We start from the raw sequence: 17,802 nt of genomic DNA, 5'->3' as shown, positions 1-17,802 counted from the left end.
TGCGTGAGCAGCGGGACCCCTCGCGGAGGGATCCCGCTGCTCACGGGTGATCACAGGTGGCCGGATGCGGCCGGATGGAACTACTTCACGTCGTTACTTCACGTCGACGAAGTCACCGGCGGTGGTGACGGCCGGGGTGGTGGACGTACCCGCGAAGCTGTAACGCCAGTAACCGTCGACCGAGGCCTTGACCGTGGTCTTCAGGTTCCCGACACTGCTCGACTTGATCGTCTTCACCGTGGTGTACGTGGAGCTGGTCTTCTTGCGGAACTGGAGCTTCACCGACTGCGTCGCGTAACCGTGGTACGCGTGGTCCTCCCAGTTCGCCCGCGACAGCTTCCCCGTCACCGTGATCGTCTTGCCCTTCTTCACCGGCTCCGGCGAGGCGTTGACGGTCAGCTTCGACAGCCGCTGGACCCGGGCGGTGCTGTAGAAGTCGGTGTAGGCGATGTCCATCTGGTTACCGGCGAGCGCGCCCGCGGAGACGTGCCAGGTGCCGGCCAGGGAGTTCTTGTACAGGTCGTAGCGCGGGTCGATCGTGTACGTCAGCTTGCACGTCGAGGTCGTGGCGTTGACCTTGGTGCACTTCGACACGTCCTCGTTCGGCAGGATCGCGCCGTCGATGGTGTTCTCCGACGTCGGGTTCGTGCCGTGCCACAGGTCGGCGTAGACGTCGACGACACCGGTGGCGTGCGAGGCGGTGACGGAGATGGAGATCGTCTTCTTGGCGGTGGTGCCCAGGACGACGTCCTTGCCGCCGTTGACGACGACCTTGGAGATGACGGGTTCCGACGCGTCGGCGGCGGTGGCCGCGGCGGCCTTCGAGACGCCCCGGGCGGCGGCGGTGCCGAAGGCCTCGGCACCCGACGTCGGCTTGTTCAGGTTCGGAACGGAGTGGTCACCGGCGAGCGCGGCCGGGACAGCCAGAGCAGACAGGGCCAGGGCGCCGGAGACGGCGGCCACGGTGGCACGAATACGCATGTGTTTCCCCAGTGGAGAAAGGCCCCGCGGGCACGTGAAGCGCCACGGGCGGGGCTGGTTCGGACAGTGAGTCTGCTGACTCGTCAAACCAGACCCGTGACGCATGTGAAGGGTTGTACACGGAGATGAACTTCTTGCGAAGATCCCTCCGTGGAGGTACCCCGGCGCACGTGAGTGCCCGCCACCGGTGCGCGTGAGCGCCCGTCAGTCGAACCAGCGGTCCCGGGCCAGTTCCTCCGTACGGGAGGGGTCCTCCAGCAGCGCCGCGACCTCGAAGCGGCGCGGCCACTGCCCCGCGGCCCAGGCCAGACCCGCCGCGACACCCTCCAGCGTGGCGGCGTGCACGGTGCCGTCGGGGGTGCGGCGCCAGTCCAGTTCGACGCCGCCCGCGCGCAGCTCGCCGTGCTCGACGTACACGTCCGGGGTACCGGCGCCGAGCAGGACCCGTACCGCGTCCGGCACTTGGTGTTCCTCGCCCTCCGTCGACACCTCCGCCTCGATGCTCTCGCCGAGCCTCCGCACCTGGAACAGCTCGGCCAGTTCCGCGGCGCGCGTCGGGGCGACCGGGAGCAGCGGGAGCCCCTCGGTGAGCGGCAGCAGATCGGGGGCGTCCGCGATCACGGCGTCCGCCGCGTCGACGACCCGCGCCTCGCCGTCGACCACGGCTCGCAGCTCGTCGGGCAGCGTGACCTGTTCCGGGTCGAGGTCGGCCAGCGCCGTGTACAGGGAGTGCAGCTGTACGGGGCCGACCGGGCGGTCCTCGTCCGCGAGCCGGCCGAGGAGTTCGGCGGCGCCGCCCGGCTCGTCGAGCAGGGCGGCCACGGAGGTCCGTACGCCGAGGGCGCGCAGCACCTGCGCGTCGTCGAACCCGGTCGCGTCGGCGGAGTCGTACAGCCCGGCCAGCCGGGGGTCGCCGCCCGCGGCCCGCAGCCCGGCGGGGCGCCGGCCGTCGAGCACCGGGTGGTCGCGCAGCCACCAGGCCGTGTAGGGGCGGACGGACTGCGTGGTGCCGTCCGGCAGCAGCACCCGCACCGGCTGGGTCAGCGCGTCGCGCAGCGGCGGCCGGGCGAGCATGGCGAGCGCCTGCGGCCAGGCGTCGTCGTCGACCAGGTCCAGGTCGCGGACGGCGACGATCTCGGTGGCGACCGGCGGTACGGGGGTGTCGGGCAGCTGGTCGAGGATGTCCTCGCACCACACGTCCACGGCGTCCAGCAGACCGGCGTCGTCGGGTTCGGCGAAGTCGCCCTCGCGCGGCTCCAGTTCGTCCGGGTCCAGTACGACGTCGGTGGCCCGTACGAGGGCGAAGGTGGCCAGCACCCCGCAGGCGGTGAGCGGCTGCTCGCCCCAGCGGTCGGCCAGTTCCTGGTCGCAGAGGGCGAGTTCGCCCTCCCGCATGACGGCCGCGAACGGGCTTGCGGGCAGCACGAGTTCCCCTGCGGGGGCCGGTTCGCCGTCCTCGTCGGGGAGGGCGAGCGCACCGAGCCAGGGCTCGTCGCCGGGTGCCAGATCGGCGTCCCGGACGAGGGTGAGGACGGTCTCGGCGAGCTCGTCGCCGTCCAGCGCGTCCTCGTCCCAGATCTCGCCCGCGTCCAGCGAACCGGCGACGGCCGCCCGCACCTGCGGGGTCGTCAGCACGGCGCGCGGGGTGGCGGGCAGGGCGCCCAGCTTCTCCAGCAGCGGATGGGCGGCGTCCGGGTGGGCGACCTTCAGCCCGAGCCGGGCCAGGCGCTCCAGCACCGGACCGGCGGCCGCGTCGGGGAGCGGGAGGAGGACCTGGCGGGGTCCGATGGTGGTGCGGGGCACGGCGGGGGTCCCGGGGTCCGCGCTCTCCGCGGTCCCGGCCAGCGGTACGGGCAGGCCGGAGAGGCGGTCCGGGTCGATGCCGGACAGGCTGTCGTACAGCCGCCGCCACCAGCCGGGGTCGCGCTCCAGACCGGCGAGCCGGTCGATCGCCTCGGTCAGCGGGACCCGGGCGACCTGGAGGGTGCGCAGCTCGCTGCGGCGTTCCAGCCCGGCGGGCAGCAGACACGGCAGTACCTCGGCGAGCACCCGTACGGTCTCGGCGCCGACGCCTTCCAGCACCTCGGCCTCGATGGGCCGCAGCGCGGTGGTGGCCGCCCCGGGGAGGCCGTCCGCCGCCACGTCCCAGCTGTCCCACCGGTCCGCCTCGGCGGTGGTGTCGCGCGGGGCGGCGGGCGCCAGGAACGCGACGCGCGGCAGCCGTTCCAGGATCGCGCCGCGCAGCGCACCGTCCAGTTCGCCCTTGCCGAGCGGTCCCGGTACGAGGTCGATGGTGTCGACGGAGACCGGCTGCCAGCCGGCGAGCAGTTCGGCGTACGCGTCGGCGGCGCGCTGCACCAGGAAGTCGGTGAGCGGTCCCGGCGCGAAGTGGCGGCGGGCGGTGTCCAGCGGCAGCGACGCGATGAGCAGCGCGGGGATGCCGAGGGGTTCGTCGGTGGGCGTCGGCGCGTGGACGACGGGGAGGGTGCGGGGGCGCGCCGGGGCGCCCTCCGTGTCGACCGGGACCGCCCAGGTGACCGACCAGTGCGGGCGCAGCCGTTCCTCGCGGGGACGGTCGGCGAGCAGGGCGGGCTCGACGGGGCCGTGGTGGGTGACGGTGCGCCAGCGGTTGGTGCCGTGCGCGGAGTCCTCGACGTGGGTGTACGGGCCGTGCTCGGTGCGGCGCAGTGTCCGTACGGTGCCCGGGGTCTCGATCACGATCTCGTCGAGGCCGCGCAGGGTGAGCAGCAGGGCGTCGTCGACGGCGTCGAGCAGCCGCAGCACGAGGTCCTCGGCGCCGCCGTCGCGCAGCGGGAGGACCACGACGGTGTCGTACCCGTCGGGTGCGGTGCCCTCGGCGGGCAGCGGGAGGCGGAGCAGCGGTACGTGGCCGTCGCGGCGGCGCAGTTCGTCGCCGAGGCCGGGGCTGGCGACGGCCGTCCGGGCGGCGAGGTCGCGGGCCTCGGCGAGGGACCAGCGGACACCACCGTGCCGGCCGACGACGGCGGGCTCGTCGCTGACCGCGAGCACGGCGGCGAACCCGACGCCGAACCTGCCGACGGCGCCTTCGTGCCCTTCGCGCTTGGCGGAGGCGCGCAGCGTGGAGAGCGACTCCACGCCGGTGGCGTCGAGGGGCGCGCCGGTGTTGGCGGCGGCGAGGACCGCGGGGGTGTCCGGGGTCGCCGGGTGCAGGGTGAGGCGGAGCCGGCCGGGGACCTGCGCGCGGGCGGCGGCGTCGGCGGCGTTCTGCGCCAGTTCGACGACGAGGCGGTCGCGGTAGCCGCCGAGCGCGAGGTCCTCCTCGGCATTGGCGTCCTCGCGGAACCTGGCGGGGCCGGCGCCCCAGGCGTCGAGCACACCGCGCCGCAGCCGCGCGGTCCCGAACGGGTCGGCCCCCTCGGTCGCATTCATGCTCACGCTCTGACTCCGCTCTTTCCGGTTACGCACTGCCCATGCCGCCAAGTGTGCGCCCGAAGGTACCGGGTCCTCGCGCCGTACGTGGACGGCGGAACAGCGCATCGGCCGGTTCGGGCCCGTGGCGGCGGACGGTCGGCAGAATCGAGCCCGCCCGGCGACCGAGGACGGACCCTTTCGCCGAGCAGGCACGAAACCCCCCGGACGAACGGCAGAACCAAGCCGCCCGGCAACCGAAGACAAGCCCGTTCACCGAGCAAGCACGAAACCCCCGGACGAACGGCAGAACCAAGCCGCCCGGCAACCGAAGACAAGCCCGTTCGCCGAGCAGACACGAAACCCCCCGGACGAGCAGCAGAACCAAGCCCGCCCGGCGATCGAGGGCGGACCCGGCCCGCCGGAGCACCGCGTGCCCTGCGGGAAGCCCCCCGCCCCCGGTCACCGCCTACGAGTGGCCGAGGTCCTCCGTCGGCGCGTCCGCCTCCGCCGGGACCGAGCCGGAGTCCCGGGCCGGCCGCAACGGGTACTCGTCCACCTGCATCGTGTCCAGCGCGTGCGGCGCCGGCTTCGGCGGCTTCGGCATCACCGCCGCCTCCGAATGCCCACCGCACCCGTACGACAGCGACACGACCCGCCCGTCCGCCGGACCGAACTCGTTCGCGCACACCCCGAACGCCTGCCGCAGCGAACCCGCCAGCGGCACCAGGAAGGCACAGGTGACGCACGAGGCCGGGGCTGCCTGCGCCATGGGCGTCTTCGCGCCGAACGCCTCGTCCCACCGGTCGGCCGCCGCGTGCAACCCGTACCGCGACAGCACCCGCGCCCGCCGCATGCCGAGCTCGTCCGCGAGCGCCGCGATCGAGCCCCGGCCCGTCGTCGCGGGGCGGGTCGTCAGCTCCGCGTCCTCCGCGTCGACGAGGTCGGCCATCTCCTGCGACATCTCGGAGACCGCGGAGTTCGGCGGCGGCTCGTCCTCGCCGGTGTAGCCGGGCTCCAGGCGGATGTCGTCCGCCTCGGTCGGCAGCAGATCGCCCGGCCCCATGTCGCCGGGGCGCAGCCGCTCGCTCCACGGCACCCATTCCGGGGCGAGCAGCGCGTCGCTGCCGGGCAGCAGCACCGTCTCGTCGAGGGTGACGTACTTCGCGCGGGAGGCCCGCGCGACGGTCACCGCCCAGCGCCAGCCCCGGTAGCCGGGCTCCTTGCACTCGAAGAAGTGCGTGACGACCCGGTCTCCCTCGGAGACCACGCCCACATGCTCACCGACGATCCCCGGCGCGGCTGCCTCCTCGGCCGCCGCGCGGGCCAGGTCTACCGCCTCGGCGCACAGACGGTCGGGAACGGGGGTACGGGCCGTACGGCTTCGCGTCGTCGCAGCACTCACAGGTCTCGCTTCTCTCCTACGCCAGTCTCACGAGCGCGCCAGCACATCCATCGGTTTCGGCCATGACGGATGCGGGCGGAGCGGACCAGAGGGCCGCGTCGACGTCCACACCCGTTGCTGCCTGCCTCGGGCGCACCTTCTGCAATCCATTCTGCGGGATCGCCGAGAGGCGCGCGGCCGAGAACAACCGCCGGTGGCGCGCTACGCACGCTACCCTCTCCGCCGCCCCCCGCCCACCTGCCCGTCCCAAACGAGGCCGTATCCGGTGTCGTGTCCTCGGCGAATCCCGCTGCGAATCCCTCGTGAATCCCTGTCGAATCCGCTGGGGAGACCTCCCTCGGCGGCTGTCGGACGGTCACGGCCCCGGGCGGGCGGACCGCTGACCCGACAGGGCGGAGTGCACCGCGTCCCGCGCCGATGCCGGTTCGCCACCACCGCTACTGGGGCACTATGACGGGGTGACTTCCGCCAGGTCGCACGAGGGGCCCGGCCCGCTCCGCAGGACGGGCCGGGTGATCGGCCATGCTCTCCACCAGCCGTTCACCGGCACCGCGAGGGGCATCCGGAAGGCGACGTACGCCCATGGCGCCGGGGAGTCCGGGCTCGGCAAACTGATCGAACTGCATGCCGTGAACGGCGCGGGCGACGTGATGATCACGATCGCGCTCGCGTCGACGGTGTTCTTCTCCGTGCCGACGGACGAGGCCCGCGGCCGCGTCGCCCTCTACCTCGCCATCACCATGGCGCCCTTCACGCTCCTCGCCCCCGTGATCGGCCCGCTCCTGGACCGGCTGCCGCACGGCCGGCGCGCCGCGATGGCCGCCGCGATGCTGGCCCGCGCGGTGCTCGCGCTCACCATGTCCGGCGCGGTCGCCACCGGCGGCCTGGAGCTGTATCCGGCCGCGCTGGGCGTCCTGGTCTGCTCGAAGGCGTACGGGGTGGTGCGCAGCGCGGTGGTGCCGCGTCTGCTGCCACCGCGTTTCTCCCTGGTGAAGGCGAACTCCCGGGTCACGCTCGCCGGGCTGCTGGCGACCGGGATCGCGGCCCCGGTCGGGGCGGGGCTGCAGACCCTCGGCTCCGGCTGGCCGCTGTACGGCGCGTGCCTGATCTTCATCGGCGGGACGGTTCTCGCCTTCACGCTGCCGCACAAGGTCGACTCCGCGAAGGGCGAGCGGAAGGCCCAGCTGGTGCCGCCGCACGGCACGGCGGCCCCCGGATCCGGGGCGAGGGAGCCCCGGAAGGGCCGGGCCCGGGGCCGGGAGCGCAACGGCGAGAAGCGGCCCGGTCTGCGGTCCGTGGGCCCGTCCGTGCTGAACGGGCTCCAGGCCAACACCGCGCACCGCGCCCTCTCCGGCTTCCTGATCTTCTTCCTGGCGTTCCTGCTGCGCGAGCATCCGTTCCCCGGGCAGAGCGCCGCCGTCTCGCTCGGCATCGTCGGTGTCGCGGCCGGCGTGGGCAACGCGTCCGGCACGGCGGTCGGCTCCTGGCTGCGGGCCCGCGGCCCCGAGGTGATCGTCGTCTCGATGCTGACCCTGGCCCTGGGCGTCGCCGTGCTCGCCGCGCTCTTCTTCAGCACGGTCATGGTCGCCGCGCTCAGCGCCACCGCGGGTTTCACGCTGGCCCTGTCGAAGCTCTCGCTGGACGCGATGATCCAGCGCGACGTGCCCGAAGAGGTGCGCACCTCCGCGTTCGCCCGCTCCGAGACCCTGCTCCAGATGGCCTGGGTGGTCGGCGGCGGCATCGGCATCCTCCTCCCCCTCAACGGCGTACTGGGCATGTCGGTCGCCGCGGGCATCCTCGCCCTCGGCGCCGCAACGTCCGTAAGGGGTCTGCTGGGCGCCGCGCGACGCGGCTCGCCACACCCCCGCGTGGCGTGAACCTCGGCGACCGATAGCCTTCGGCCCATGACCGTTGCGTTCTTCTCCGGTAAGGGCCGCCGAATCGGCGTCGCTCTTGGTGCCGTGTCCGCGGGACTCCTCGTCCTCTCCGCCTGCGACAAGCCGACGCCGCTCGCGACCGTAACGGTCGGCGGCAACTCGGTGAGCTCCGAGGCCACCTGCTACAACGACGGCAAGCCGCTCAAGAAGTCCGAGTACCAGAGCTGTCTCAACAAGAAGGCGGAGAAGTCCGTCGAGGTCGCGATGGACGACAAGGTCCGCTTCGGCGTCGACCCGGAGATCGCGGACAACGGCTGGACCCTGTTCATCAACGGCCAGCAGGCCGAGCAGGAGCCGTACAAGAAGACCTACCGGTCCATCCCGGGCAGCGCCTTCTTCTCCAGCCAGACCGGCGAGACCACGGACAAGACGCAGATCAGCATCGTGGAGACCAACGGCAAGCAGCTGACCGGCATCTGGCACTTCGAACTGAAGAAGTCCTCCTGACGCCCTTCTGATCCTCTCCAGCGCCTCGGAGGCTGCCCCGTGCGTGTGCTCGTCGTGACCGCTGTCCCCGCAGAACGGGACGCGGTCACGCGTGCGTGCGGGGACATCCCCGAGGCGCAGGTGCGTCGGGTCCCGGGCGCGGAGATCCACCGCGCGGGCCCCTTCGACGTCCTGGCGGGCGGCGCGGGACCGGCCGCCGCGGCCGCCGCGACGGCCTTCGGCCTCGCCTCCGGACCGTACGGCCTCGTCGTCTCGGCCGGTATCGGCGGCGGATTCGCCCCCGTCGCCCCGGTCGGCTCGCTCGTCGTCGCGAGCGGGATCGTCGCCGCCGATCTGGGCGCCGAGACCCCCGAGGGCTTCGTGCCCGTCACCGGCCTTGGCTTCGGACGCGACCGGTTCACCCCACCGCCCGCACGGGTACGGGACGTGGCCGCCGCCACCGGCGCGCTCACCGCCGGAATCCTCACCGTCTCCACCGTGACCGGCTCCGCCGACCGCGCCGCCGCCCTGCTCGCCACGCACCCCTCGGCCGCCGCCGAGGCCATGGAGGGCTTCGGGGTCGCGGAGGCCGCCGACCGCGTCGGCGTGCCCGTCCTGGAGATCAGGGCCGTCTCGAACGCCGTCGGCCCGCGCGACCGGGACGCCTGGCGCATCGGCGACGCGCTGGCCGCGCTCACCGAGGCGTTCGGGAAGCTCGTACCCGTACTGGAAGGTTGGACCCACCATGACCGAAACGACTTCTGACCCGTCGGCCCCGCTGCGGATCGCTTTCTCGCCGTGCCCGAACGACACCTTCGTCTTCGACGCCTGGGCGCACGGAAGGGTCCCCGGCGCGCCCGCCCTCGATGTCACCTTCGCGGACATCGATCTCACCAATGGAATGGCCGAGCGCGGTGAGCTCGACGTCCTGAAGGTCTCGTACGCGGTGCTGCCGTGGGTGCTCGACGAGTACGCGCTGCTGCCGTGCGGCGGGGCGCTGGGCCGGGGCTGCGGCCCGCTCGTCCTCACGAGGGACGGGGCGGACACCGACCTGACGGGCCGGACCGTCGCCGTACCGAGCGAGCGTTCCACCGCCTATCTGCTGTTCCGCCTCTGGGCGGCCGAGGTGGTGCCGGGCGGTGTCGGCGAGATCGTCGTGATGCCGTTCGACGAGATCATGCCCGCCGTGCGCGACGGGAAGGTGGACGCCGGTCTCGTCATCCACGAGGCCCGGTTCACGTACCAGAACTACGGGCTGCACAACCTCGCCGACATGGGCCGGCACTGGGAGGAGACGACCGGGCTGCCGATCCCGCTCGGCGCGATCATCGCCAAGCGGTCGCTGGGCGCGGACACGCTGAAGCTGCTCGCCGAGTCGGTGCGCACCTCGGTACGGATGGCCTGGGACGACCCGGAGGCGTCCCGGCCGTACGTGCTGGAGCACGCCCAGGAGATGGACCCGGCCGTGGCGGACCAGCACATCGGGCTGTACGTCAACGAGTTCACGGCCGACCTCGGCGAGGACGGCTACGCGGCGATCCGCGGACTGCTGACCCGCGCGGCGGCCGAGGGGCTGGTACCGCCCCTCGGCCCCGACGCGCTGTCGTTCGTCTGACCGCACGTTCGTCCCGGGCCGCGCCCGGGATCAGACGCCGAGCGAGGTCGGAAAACGCCCGGAATCAGACATCCCCCGGGATCAGAGGTAGATCGGGGGCAGACGTCGGTCAAGGCCGGACGTCACCCGGATTCAGACCCGGATTCAGACATCGAGCGGGATCAGACATCCAGCTGGTCGGCGACCGCGCGCAGCAGGCCGCCGATCTTCTTGCCGGCCGCCTTGTCCGGGTACCGGCCCCGCTCCAGCATCGGCGTGATGTTCTCCAGCAGGGTGGTCAGGTCCTGCACGATGGACGCGAGCTCGTCCGGCTTGCGGCGCTGTGCGGCCGCGACGGACGGGGTCGGGTCCAGGATCGCCACCGAGAGCGCCTGGTCCCCACGCTGACCTGCGACGACCCCGAATTCGACGCGCTGGCCCGGCTTGAGGGCATCGACACCGTCGGGAAGCACGGAGGAGTGCACGAAGACGTCGCCGCCGTCGTCGCGGGAGAGGAAGCCGAAGCCCTTCTCGCTGTTGAACCACTTGACCTTGCCAGTCGGCAAAGCACGCACCCCATCTCGAACCCGTATGCAACCTGTATGCCGGAACAAATCCTCAGCAGGTCAGGCTATCCAGTGGTGGTGCTCCCCTGCTGGCAGCAGCCTCCCCAGGGGGGGTACCCCTCGTCAAGCCTGGTCATCCGGACTCTGTCCGGAAACGGCGCCTGCCGCGCACGCCGGTCACCGCCGGGTTGACCGCGAGGTCGCCCGCCGGGTCGGCCGCGGGGTCGTCCGCCGCTGCCGGGAACTACCCTGGCGGGGTGAGTACTACACCTTCTGGCGCCGGTGACCGGCTGGTCCGGATCGGCGCGATCGTCTTCTTCATCGGCGCGCTGTCCACCCTGGCCACCATGGCCCCCCTCTTCCTCGGCACCCACCCGCTCCCGTCCATCGCCTGGTCGCTGTGCATGCTGATGGGCGTCGGCTTCCTGATCGCGGCGGCGGGCGTGGTCCGGTCGGTACGGGCGGGGTCCGCGAAGCGGTAGGGCCGGGGGCCAGTAGGACGGAGCCGGACCTATATCGCCCCTACCGTCGCTGTCGGCAGGCAACAGCGACGAGAGGACCGCGATGCCCGAGCAGACCAGCACCGCGCCAGAGGGCTACACCACCGTTGCGCCCTGGGTCGTCACCGATGACACCGGGGCGTTCCTCGACTTCGTCACCCAGGCGTTCGGCGGTGAGGAGCTCGCGCGGGTGTCGACCGAGGACGGCTCGATCGGGCACGGTGAGATCCGGGTCGGCGACACCGTCGTGCTGGCCTTCGACCGTCGCGCCGACTGGCCCACCATGCCGAGCCTGTTGCGCGTGTTCGTCACCGACGCGGACGAGGCGTTCTCCGGGGCCGTCGCAGTCGGCGGCCAGGTCGTCACTTCTCTGGTGGACGACGCCTTCGGTCAGCGTGGAGGGCGGATCAAGGACCCGTTCGGCAACATCTGGTGGGTGGTCAGCCGCGTCGAGGACATCTCCGAGGACGAGATGTGGAAGCGACTGCGGACTCCCGTGTACGCCGAGGCCATGCGCGTGGCTCAGGAGACCCTCGACGCCGAGCTGAGCGGCCGGCGCCAGGGACGCGGCAGCGCACCCGTCAGGACCACCGGCTGACCGGCATGCGTCCGGCCGCCACCTGCAAAGCGGGCGTCACCGGTCCGGCGTCGTGATCATGTCACTGGTCTGCGACAGCGTTGTCCTGGAACGAAGACTCCAGGGTCCTTGCGGCGCACAGCCCCTCATAGTGATCAGGCAAGCACCGGGAAGCCGACTCCGCTTCGGCCTCAGTCACTGATCACCAAGGGGATTTCATGTTCGGCAACCGTCGCAAGGCCCTCCTCGTCTCCGCGGCACTCGTGGGCGGCGCCATGCTGATGACGGCATGCCAGGACACGGACGCGGCCACGGACACCGGTGCCGCGCAGAATTCCTCGTCCGCCACCCCGAACGGCTCGTCCGGCTCGTCCGCCGCGAACAGCGGTCAGGGCACGGACAAGGGTTCCACCCAGGGCTCCGACACGGCGGGCAAGGGGACCACGGACAGGGAGGGCTCCGGCGCGGACACCGGCAACGGCGAGCGGGAGCAGGTCGGGCAGGTCTGCGGCGCCAACGACATCTCCTGGAGCACCAAGTCCGAGACCCAGGCAGGCGGATACATCCTGATCACCGCGAAGGCGAAGTCGGGCATCACCTGCGTCCTGCCCGCCGCGCTCCCGACCGTGGCCTTCGGTTCCGACGGCACCGAGGCGGGCCCCGCGGAGCAGGCAGTCGGCGAGCAGATCACACTGAGCGGAAACACCACCGCCTACGCCGGGGTGAACCCCAAGACCACCAACGCGGACGGCGGCAAGGAACTCGACAGCATCATCGTCGCCATCGGTGACGAGGACTCCGACCCGGTCTCCCTGCGGGTCGGCACCATCACCGTCGACAGCCCGGTCGTCACCAACTGGCACACCTCCCCGGCGGACGCCGTCCCCTTCGACTGAGCGCACCCGCGGCTCGCGGCCCGGGGCGGCGAGCCGCGGGCCCAGGCACGGCGGTGCTCTCGCATCGTTTCCCGCGCTTCACCACACTCTCAATTCCCGAGCGCAAACGTAGTTGCTCACTCCACCGCGCCGCCCGGCCATCACCACCCCGAACGGCGCCGGAGAGGGAGGGCAGGTAACCACCCGGCTCCGGCAACCCATCTCGCCCATCGCACCCACATGGCAACACTGCGTACCCGATCCAACGCGCGATTGGCTTGAAGTGCGTTGCCATTGCTACTTCCCGCTTGATACAGATGAAGATCTTGTCGCCGGCGGCATGCGTGCTGCCGGGCGCAGTCGACGAGATGTATCGGCCGGGGACGCGGGGGGACGGCATGACGGGGTGGGACATCAGGCCGAGCGGGGTGGAATCCGTTCTGTCGTTGGTGGGGCTGGCCGCCGACGACCTGAGCAAGGGCGTCAGGGGTTACGGCGAGAGCGTGGAGGACGCCGCGCTGCACGCGGGGACGATCAGCGGACCGTACTGCGGCGAGGCACCGGCGGGACCGGTCGGCGCCGCGGTGGCGAACTTCATCTCGGACACCCAGCAGCGGATCAGGTTCATGGCCGCCCGCACGAAGAAGTCGATGGACGGCACCGTCAAGGCCACCACCGAGTACATCGAGGGTGATCTGGCCATGGCCGCCCGCGCCCAGCGCGAGGCGGCGAAGGCCCCGACTCCCGCCGAGATCAGGGCGGTCGGGCAGAAGACCGGCCACGGGGGCGGGGAGTAGCCGCCGTGATCGAACCGGGTGGGATACCCCAGTACACCGGTGACTTCGGTCAGTTGGAGAAGGCCGCGTCCGCTCTGCGTACGCATGCCACGGGCATCCGGAACGGCGGGAGGGACATCCACTCCCGCTTCCAGGCGACGGCCGCGTACTACAAGGCCCCCGAGGCCGAGAAGCTGTTCTCCTCCACCCGGCCGGTCATGGACACGGCCGACGAATTCGCGGGGAACATCGAGTCGCTCGCCGATGCCCTGGACACGTTCATCCACGAGGCCAAGCCGCACGCCGACCGTCTCAAGCAGCTGAAGCTGGATGCGATCGGCTTCGTCGACAGCGTCCGGGGCGATGACGACTGGACCGAGGACGAGAAGAAGACCGACGCGCACCAGGCATTGATGGACGGCGTGGCGGCTGCGTGCGAGGGCTTCCAGGAGGCCGAACGCAACGCGGCCAACAAGATCAACGCGATCAGCCCGGGGGCATGCCGCCCTGCGTGGATCACCGACGACGGCACCCACGGCCTCGGCATGTACGGCCAGAGCGCCGGCGCGCTCAAGGACATGAAGGACCTGCCCTGGGGCAGCCCCGAGGGACGCACCTATGAGCGCTGGAGCCTGGAGTGGTGGGGGCACGGAGCCAAGAGCTGGGCGTGGGACGGCATAGCCAAGGACAGCATCTGGGGCGGCATCGACGGTCTGGGCACCCTGATCGGTTTCCATGGCGGCGAGGCCCGCGACCAGGCATGGGACGGTCTGCGGCGCACCGCCGTCGGCGGCTACGCCTACGGCATGGACCTGTTCGGGCAGGACGAGCACCTGTCCGACTGGCAGCGCGACAGCAAGCCGTACGCGAAGGAGTTCGGCAAGCAGTTCATCGCGTACGACATGGCGAACGAGGATCCGGCTCGCGCCCACGCCGTGGTCTCCTTCAACATCCTCACCCTCGCCACCGGCCCCTTTGCCGCTGCCGCCAAGCTCGGCAAGGGCGGCACGATCGCGAAGGCCGCCGGCACCATGGCGAAGATCGGCGACGCCCTCGACCCCCTCTCCGGCACGTTCAAGGCCGCCAAGGCGCTTTCGGGCCTGCCCAAGGTCTCCCAGGTCCTGGCCAACGTCAGCGACCACCTCCAGATACCGAAGACCAGGTTCCCCGACGGCACCTTCGACCTCGACAGCCGCTACCGGGTCGACAAGGACGGCAAGTTCGTCCCCCTCGACCCCGACGGCAAACCCAATCTGGATCCGGCCAGGCACGAACCCTCCGCCGCCGAACGGGGCGCAGGCCGGCCGAACGGCGACCGCGAGCCGGTCGGCGTGGGAGGACGCGCGCCCGGAGCGACCGCCCACGCGGGCGACGGGCTGCCGCCGCGCGGCGGCCATGACGCGGGTGGTGGGAGCGGTTCATCACATACAGCAGGCACTGCACGGGGCGAGGCAGTGCCTGGTCACGGAACCGGTGATGGCGACCACGGGGCTGATTCCAGGCGTGAGACCGTTGATCGCAACAACGGCGCGGAGTCCGGCAACGGCGACGGGGCTGCCGATCCCTCCGGCGCGGGTCGCCCGGGTGCACCCACTCGCGATCTCAACGAATTCACCGACCAGCTCCTGGCTGGGGAGCACCCCCTGTCGGCTGTCCCTCCCTCAGCACGAGGCAAGGTAGCGGAAGAGTTGTCGCGACGCTACGGAGTGCCGAAGGAGGCCATGAACCATGTTCTCTTCGGCGAGGTGAAGGACTTCAAACCACAGGGCTGGCACGCATTCGACGAAGGGATGCCCGACCGAAAAATTATCCCTGATACGATCCGAAAGAATCCCGACAACACCATCAATGCTCAAATAGTAATGCGTGCCGACAACGGGGACTGGTTGCAAAAAGTGAGCACCCAGCATACTTTCTTTCCGGAGCACTGGACGGTAAAGGACATTGCCGAGGTGGCCCGGAACCTGGAAGAGGCACCCTTGAAGAAGGGCAAAGCGAAGATCACGTATGACGGGGTGCGAGTTGTCGGGTTGTTCAACAAGGGCAGCATGACTACGTTCTTCCCCGGCGGGTGAGGTAATTGATTTTTCCAGCCAAAGACCAGTGGTCCTTCTCGTACGACGAAGACGATTTCATCGTCGCCAACCACCCCGACTTCGACAGCTCCATCAACGACGCTGTTTCCAATTATTTCGACGACGTGCGCAATATCCACTCCACGGAATGGCTCATGTCGGAGTGGAGGGAGATCGAGAGGCGCTATCCGGAGGAACCCAACGGCGTTTCCTTCAACGCGACCGTGGCAACACTTTCAGGTGCGGGCAAGGTGACCATCGAGTCTCAGTATGGTCAATTCGAGACGATCACACTCCCGGAGTCAGAATTTCTCTGCGCTATTCGCGCTTTCCACGAGTTCCTTTCACCTGCCAGAAGTGATGACTGAATCCGGCTCACCAAGCCGAGTCTGCCCCGCCGAACCGCGCTTCAGGAGCAGCACATGACCCAGGACGTCATAGCCCTCACCCCGCAGATGCCGGACACCAAGACGCTCTTGGCCGGGCTCCTCGCCGGCGGTCCCGATCTGCTCGTGAACCGGGCGGGCGACGGGTCGGTCGCTCAACTGTGCACGGCTGCCGGGCAGGCGCTGGTGTCGGTCGAGGCGCCCCGGTACGTCCAAGTACCGGGCGAGGTGGCCCGGTTGCTCGGGCCGGACGTGTACGCGGAGTCGCCCGTGTGGTGGACCGAGGCGCGGGCGACCAGTTCTGTGGAGGGGGCCGCGCGGCTGGCCGGGTCGGTCGCCGGGCGGCTGGTCGCCGTGCACGGGGGCGAGGTCTGGCCGCGCGAGGCCGGTCATACCGATGTCGTGGCCGATCTCGCCGAGGCCGTCGCGGAAGCGACCCCCCTGGGCGTCGACCTGCTCACCGAGAAGGCCGCCGTCGTCATCCAGGGCCGCCCCATGATCGCTGCCACGACCTGGCTGACCGACGTGGTGCGCAACGCGGCCCGCACCGGACGCGAACTCCAGCTCGTCACCCCGCCCAGCACCCGGCTCACCTTCCCTGCCCGCACGCTGCTGGACGGGCTCCCCTCCCGCTGGGTCGTGAGCGACCCCGAATGCGGCTACTACGACGGACTCTCCGGGACCGTATTGCACTGGCACGGCGGGCGATTCACCCACGCCGCCGACGACAGGCCCCAGGTCGCGGAGGCCTTCCGGCCCCGCCCTGGCACCGAAGGCGAACGGCAACTGCTGCTCTCCATCCGTACGGTCCACCCCGCCGACGAGCATCTCGTCCTGGGCGGCGCCCTGGAACAGGCCTGGCGCACACTCACCGGAGCCCCGCCCGCCGGATGGGCAACCTCCGAACCCGTCAGCGTTCTCTGGTCACCAAGGCAGTTGACCGATCTGGCCCGCACCCGCGCCCAGCAGTCCCTGCCCACCTGGGCCGTCGCGATCGGCACCCCCGACCACCCGGCGATCGCCACCGTGCGCATCGCCCGCACCCACCTCGGCGTCGAGGAGCACATCACGCTGGCCGTCGGCTACCGCGCCGATCAGCACGCCCCGGTGGCCGCCATGCCTGAACTGGCCGAATCCCTGGCCGCCAGGCACAACCTCGCCACGATGATCGGCCAACTGCGCACCGCACGCGCGGATCTGACCACCCCCGCCCACCACGAGCCACCCCCGGTACCGCTCTCCTTCACCCTCGGCCCCGGCGCCGTGGCCGAACTCGACGCGGACCGCACCCCCTTCGCCCCGACCCGGCTCGGCCCTGCCGCCCGGCCTGCCCTGCACTACGCGCTCGGCGACGGCACCGATCCCGCCGCCTGGCAGCGCCTGCGGCAGATCAACGACCATGTGAATGGCACCCGGCAGACGAACCAGGCAGGCGAGTCCGCGGCAGGCACGCAAACCACTCCGGCGAGCTACGCAGCGCCTCTGCGTCAAAGGAACTGCTAGTGGGCTTCTGGATGGGAATCACCCGGCACGAGAACGCAGAAATCCTGCAACTGCTGGACCACCCGGAAGGGCCGGACGCGGGCAGGGAGCGGGTTTGCGACGAGTGGAACTCCGACGACGACCGTCACCGGCCCGGATCCCTGCTGCGCACGTTGGAGTCGACATGCATCACACGTACCTGGGATGCGATCCACACGCTGCTGACCGGGTGCGAGAACGTCAACATGGTCGATTTCGCTCCCCCTACCGGTGAACCGCCTGCCTGCGACGTCATCATGGGAGGCCTCATCGTCGGGCGCCGCGGTGGCCATGGCCTGCGGTGAACAATCTCCTGCTGCTGATGCCGGACGAGGTCCGTGCCGTCGACCGATTTCTTCAAGGCATCGACCTGGACGAGATGATCCGGGAGCGCTGCGATCTACTGGACGAGGTGTACGTGTACTCCTTCTACACGACCGTCCGGAAGGAAGACGGCAGCGAGCACGAGTCGACCATGGCCGAAGACGGCAGCCTCGCCGCCGACTTCGCGACCCTGCGCGACTTCTACGCCCGCGCGGCCGAAGCCGGAAACGCCGTGATCAAGGACATCTCCTGACCGGCCGCAGGCTCTTCGGGAGTCAGCCCTGGCAGCGGCCCTCTCTGAGGGTACGTACGAGGTCGGCCCATGCACCGGGTGTGGTGCGGAGTACCGCCCCGGTGGGGTCGGCGGACTCGGTCAGGCTGACCGCACCCGGGGCGGGGACGGCTACGTGTATGCAGGACTCGCCCTCGCCGCAGTACGAGGACTTCTGCCACATGTGACTCGACAATT

At 70.9% G+C, this 17,802-nt stretch carries 18 protein-coding genes; 13 read left to right on the top strand and 5 right to left on the bottom strand.

Going from position 1 to position 17,802, the window contains the following annotated elements:
• Positions 1 to 93: 93 nt before the first annotated feature.
• From AB0D53_RS04650 to AB0D53_RS04640, 3 genes are all read right to left on the bottom strand, one after another.
• Positions 94 to 981: a calcium-binding protein gene (locus tag AB0D53_RS04650; RefSeq protein WP_362440079.1), complete on the bottom strand. Its 888-nt coding sequence runs from the start codon at positions 979 to 981 to the stop codon at positions 94 to 96.
• 204 nt (positions 982 to 1,185) lie between these two features.
• Positions 1,186 to 4,392 (bottom strand): molecular chaperone Hsp90, encoded by a 3,207-nt coding sequence (locus tag AB0D53_RS04645; RefSeq protein WP_362440969.1) that lies wholly within the window; start codon positions 4,390 to 4,392, stop codon positions 1,186 to 1,188.
• Positions 4,393 to 4,840: 448 nt separating this feature from the next.
• Positions 4,841 to 5,776: a DUF3027 domain-containing protein gene (locus AB0D53_RS04640; RefSeq protein WP_362440076.1), complete on the bottom strand. Its 936-nt coding sequence runs from the start codon at positions 5,774 to 5,776 to the stop codon at positions 4,841 to 4,843.
• Between the two features lie 458 nt (positions 5,777 to 6,234).
• On the opposite strand from AB0D53_RS04640, the gene AB0D53_RS04635 reads away from it, so the two are divergent.
• The 4 genes from AB0D53_RS04635 to AB0D53_RS04620 are packed head-to-tail and all read left to right on the top strand — an operon-like array spanning position 6,235 to position 9,754.
• Positions 6,235 to 7,653 (top strand): MFS transporter, encoded by a 1,419-nt coding sequence (locus tag AB0D53_RS04635; protein ID WP_362440073.1) that lies wholly within the window; start codon positions 6,235 to 6,237, stop codon positions 7,651 to 7,653.
• Positions 7,654 to 7,680: 27 nt separating this feature from the next.
• Positions 7,681 to 8,160 (top strand): DUF2771 domain-containing protein, encoded by a 480-nt coding sequence (locus tag AB0D53_RS04630; RefSeq protein WP_329813418.1) that lies wholly within the window; start codon positions 7,681 to 7,683, stop codon positions 8,158 to 8,160.
• A 39-nt stretch (positions 8,161 to 8,199) separates the two neighbouring features.
• Positions 8,200 to 8,904, top strand: coding sequence for a futalosine hydrolase (locus AB0D53_RS04625; RefSeq protein WP_362440069.1), 705 nt, complete (start codon positions 8,200 to 8,202; stop codon positions 8,902 to 8,904).
• Positions 8,885 to 9,754 (top strand): 1,4-dihydroxy-6-naphthoate synthase, encoded by an 870-nt coding sequence (locus AB0D53_RS04620; RefSeq protein WP_329813420.1) that lies wholly within the window; start codon positions 8,885 to 8,887, stop codon positions 9,752 to 9,754. The genes AB0D53_RS04625 and AB0D53_RS04620 overlap by 20 nt, the downstream gene beginning before the upstream one ends.
• Positions 9,755 to 9,915: 161 nt before the next feature.
• Here the strand turns inward: AB0D53_RS04620 and AB0D53_RS04615 are convergent, their stop codons facing one another.
• Positions 9,916 to 10,299, bottom strand: a complete 384-nt coding sequence (locus AB0D53_RS04615) for a cold-shock protein (RefSeq protein WP_072485776.1) — start codon at positions 10,297 to 10,299, stop codon at positions 9,916 to 9,918.
• A 257-nt stretch (positions 10,300 to 10,556) separates the two neighbouring features.
• Here AB0D53_RS04615 and AB0D53_RS04610 point away from each other — a divergent pair, with 257 nt between their 5' ends.
• From AB0D53_RS04610 to AB0D53_RS04570, 9 genes are all read left to right on the top strand, one after another.
• Positions 10,557 to 10,781, top strand: a complete 225-nt coding sequence (locus tag AB0D53_RS04610; protein WP_362440065.1) for a hypothetical protein — start codon at positions 10,557 to 10,559, stop codon at positions 10,779 to 10,781.
• Positions 10,782 to 10,863: 82 nt separating this feature from the next.
• A complete protein-coding gene (locus AB0D53_RS04605) occupies positions 10,864 to 11,397 on the top strand; it encodes a VOC family protein (RefSeq protein WP_362440062.1) in 534 nt (177 codons plus the stop codon).
• A 197-nt stretch (positions 11,398 to 11,594) separates the two neighbouring features.
• Positions 11,595 to 12,272, top strand: coding sequence for a DUF4232 domain-containing protein (locus AB0D53_RS04600; protein WP_362440059.1), 678 nt, complete (start codon positions 11,595 to 11,597; stop codon positions 12,270 to 12,272).
• Between the two features lie 377 nt (positions 12,273 to 12,649).
• Positions 12,650 to 13,048 (top strand): DUF6507 family protein, encoded by a 399-nt coding sequence (locus tag AB0D53_RS04595; RefSeq protein ID WP_362440056.1) that lies wholly within the window; start codon positions 12,650 to 12,652, stop codon positions 13,046 to 13,048.
• 5 nt (positions 13,049 to 13,053) lie between these two features.
• Complete coding sequence (locus tag AB0D53_RS04590; protein WP_362440053.1) at positions 13,054 to 15,102, top strand: EndoU domain-containing protein; 2,049 nt, start codon at positions 13,054 to 13,056, stop codon at positions 15,100 to 15,102.
• Between the two features lie 5 nt (positions 15,103 to 15,107).
• The gene (locus AB0D53_RS04585) at positions 15,108 to 15,470 is read left to right on the top strand and encodes a hypothetical protein (protein WP_329813424.1); all 363 of its coding nucleotides are present in this window, start codon (positions 15,108 to 15,110) and stop codon (positions 15,468 to 15,470) included.
• Between the two features lie 54 nt (positions 15,471 to 15,524).
• Positions 15,525 to 16,991, top strand: a complete 1,467-nt coding sequence (locus tag AB0D53_RS04580; protein WP_362440049.1) for a DUF6177 family protein — start codon at positions 15,525 to 15,527, stop codon at positions 16,989 to 16,991.
• The gene (locus tag AB0D53_RS04575) at positions 16,991 to 17,314 is read left to right on the top strand and encodes a DUF1877 family protein (protein WP_362440046.1); all 324 of its coding nucleotides are present in this window, start codon (positions 16,991 to 16,993) and stop codon (positions 17,312 to 17,314) included. Before AB0D53_RS04580 ends, AB0D53_RS04575 begins: the two co-directional genes overlap by 1 nt.
• The gene (locus AB0D53_RS04570) at positions 17,311 to 17,586 is read left to right on the top strand and encodes a DUF1877 family protein (protein WP_362440043.1); all 276 of its coding nucleotides are present in this window, start codon (positions 17,311 to 17,313) and stop codon (positions 17,584 to 17,586) included. The genes AB0D53_RS04575 and AB0D53_RS04570 overlap by 4 nt, the downstream gene beginning before the upstream one ends.
• A 22-nt stretch (positions 17,587 to 17,608) precedes the next feature.
• Here AB0D53_RS04570 and AB0D53_RS04565 read toward each other — a convergent pair whose 3' ends face one another.
• The gene (locus tag AB0D53_RS04565) at positions 17,609 to 17,800 is read right to left on the bottom strand and encodes a DUF397 domain-containing protein (RefSeq protein WP_362440040.1); all 192 of its coding nucleotides are present in this window, start codon (positions 17,798 to 17,800) and stop codon (positions 17,609 to 17,611) included.
• Positions 17,801 to 17,802: the final 2 nt, after the last annotated feature.

This window comes from Streptomyces sp. NPDC048295 (assembly GCF_040652135.1).
GTDB lineage: Bacteria > Actinomycetota > Actinomycetes > Streptomycetales > Streptomycetaceae > Streptomyces.
This window is presented reverse-complemented; position numbering and strand designations above follow the sequence as displayed.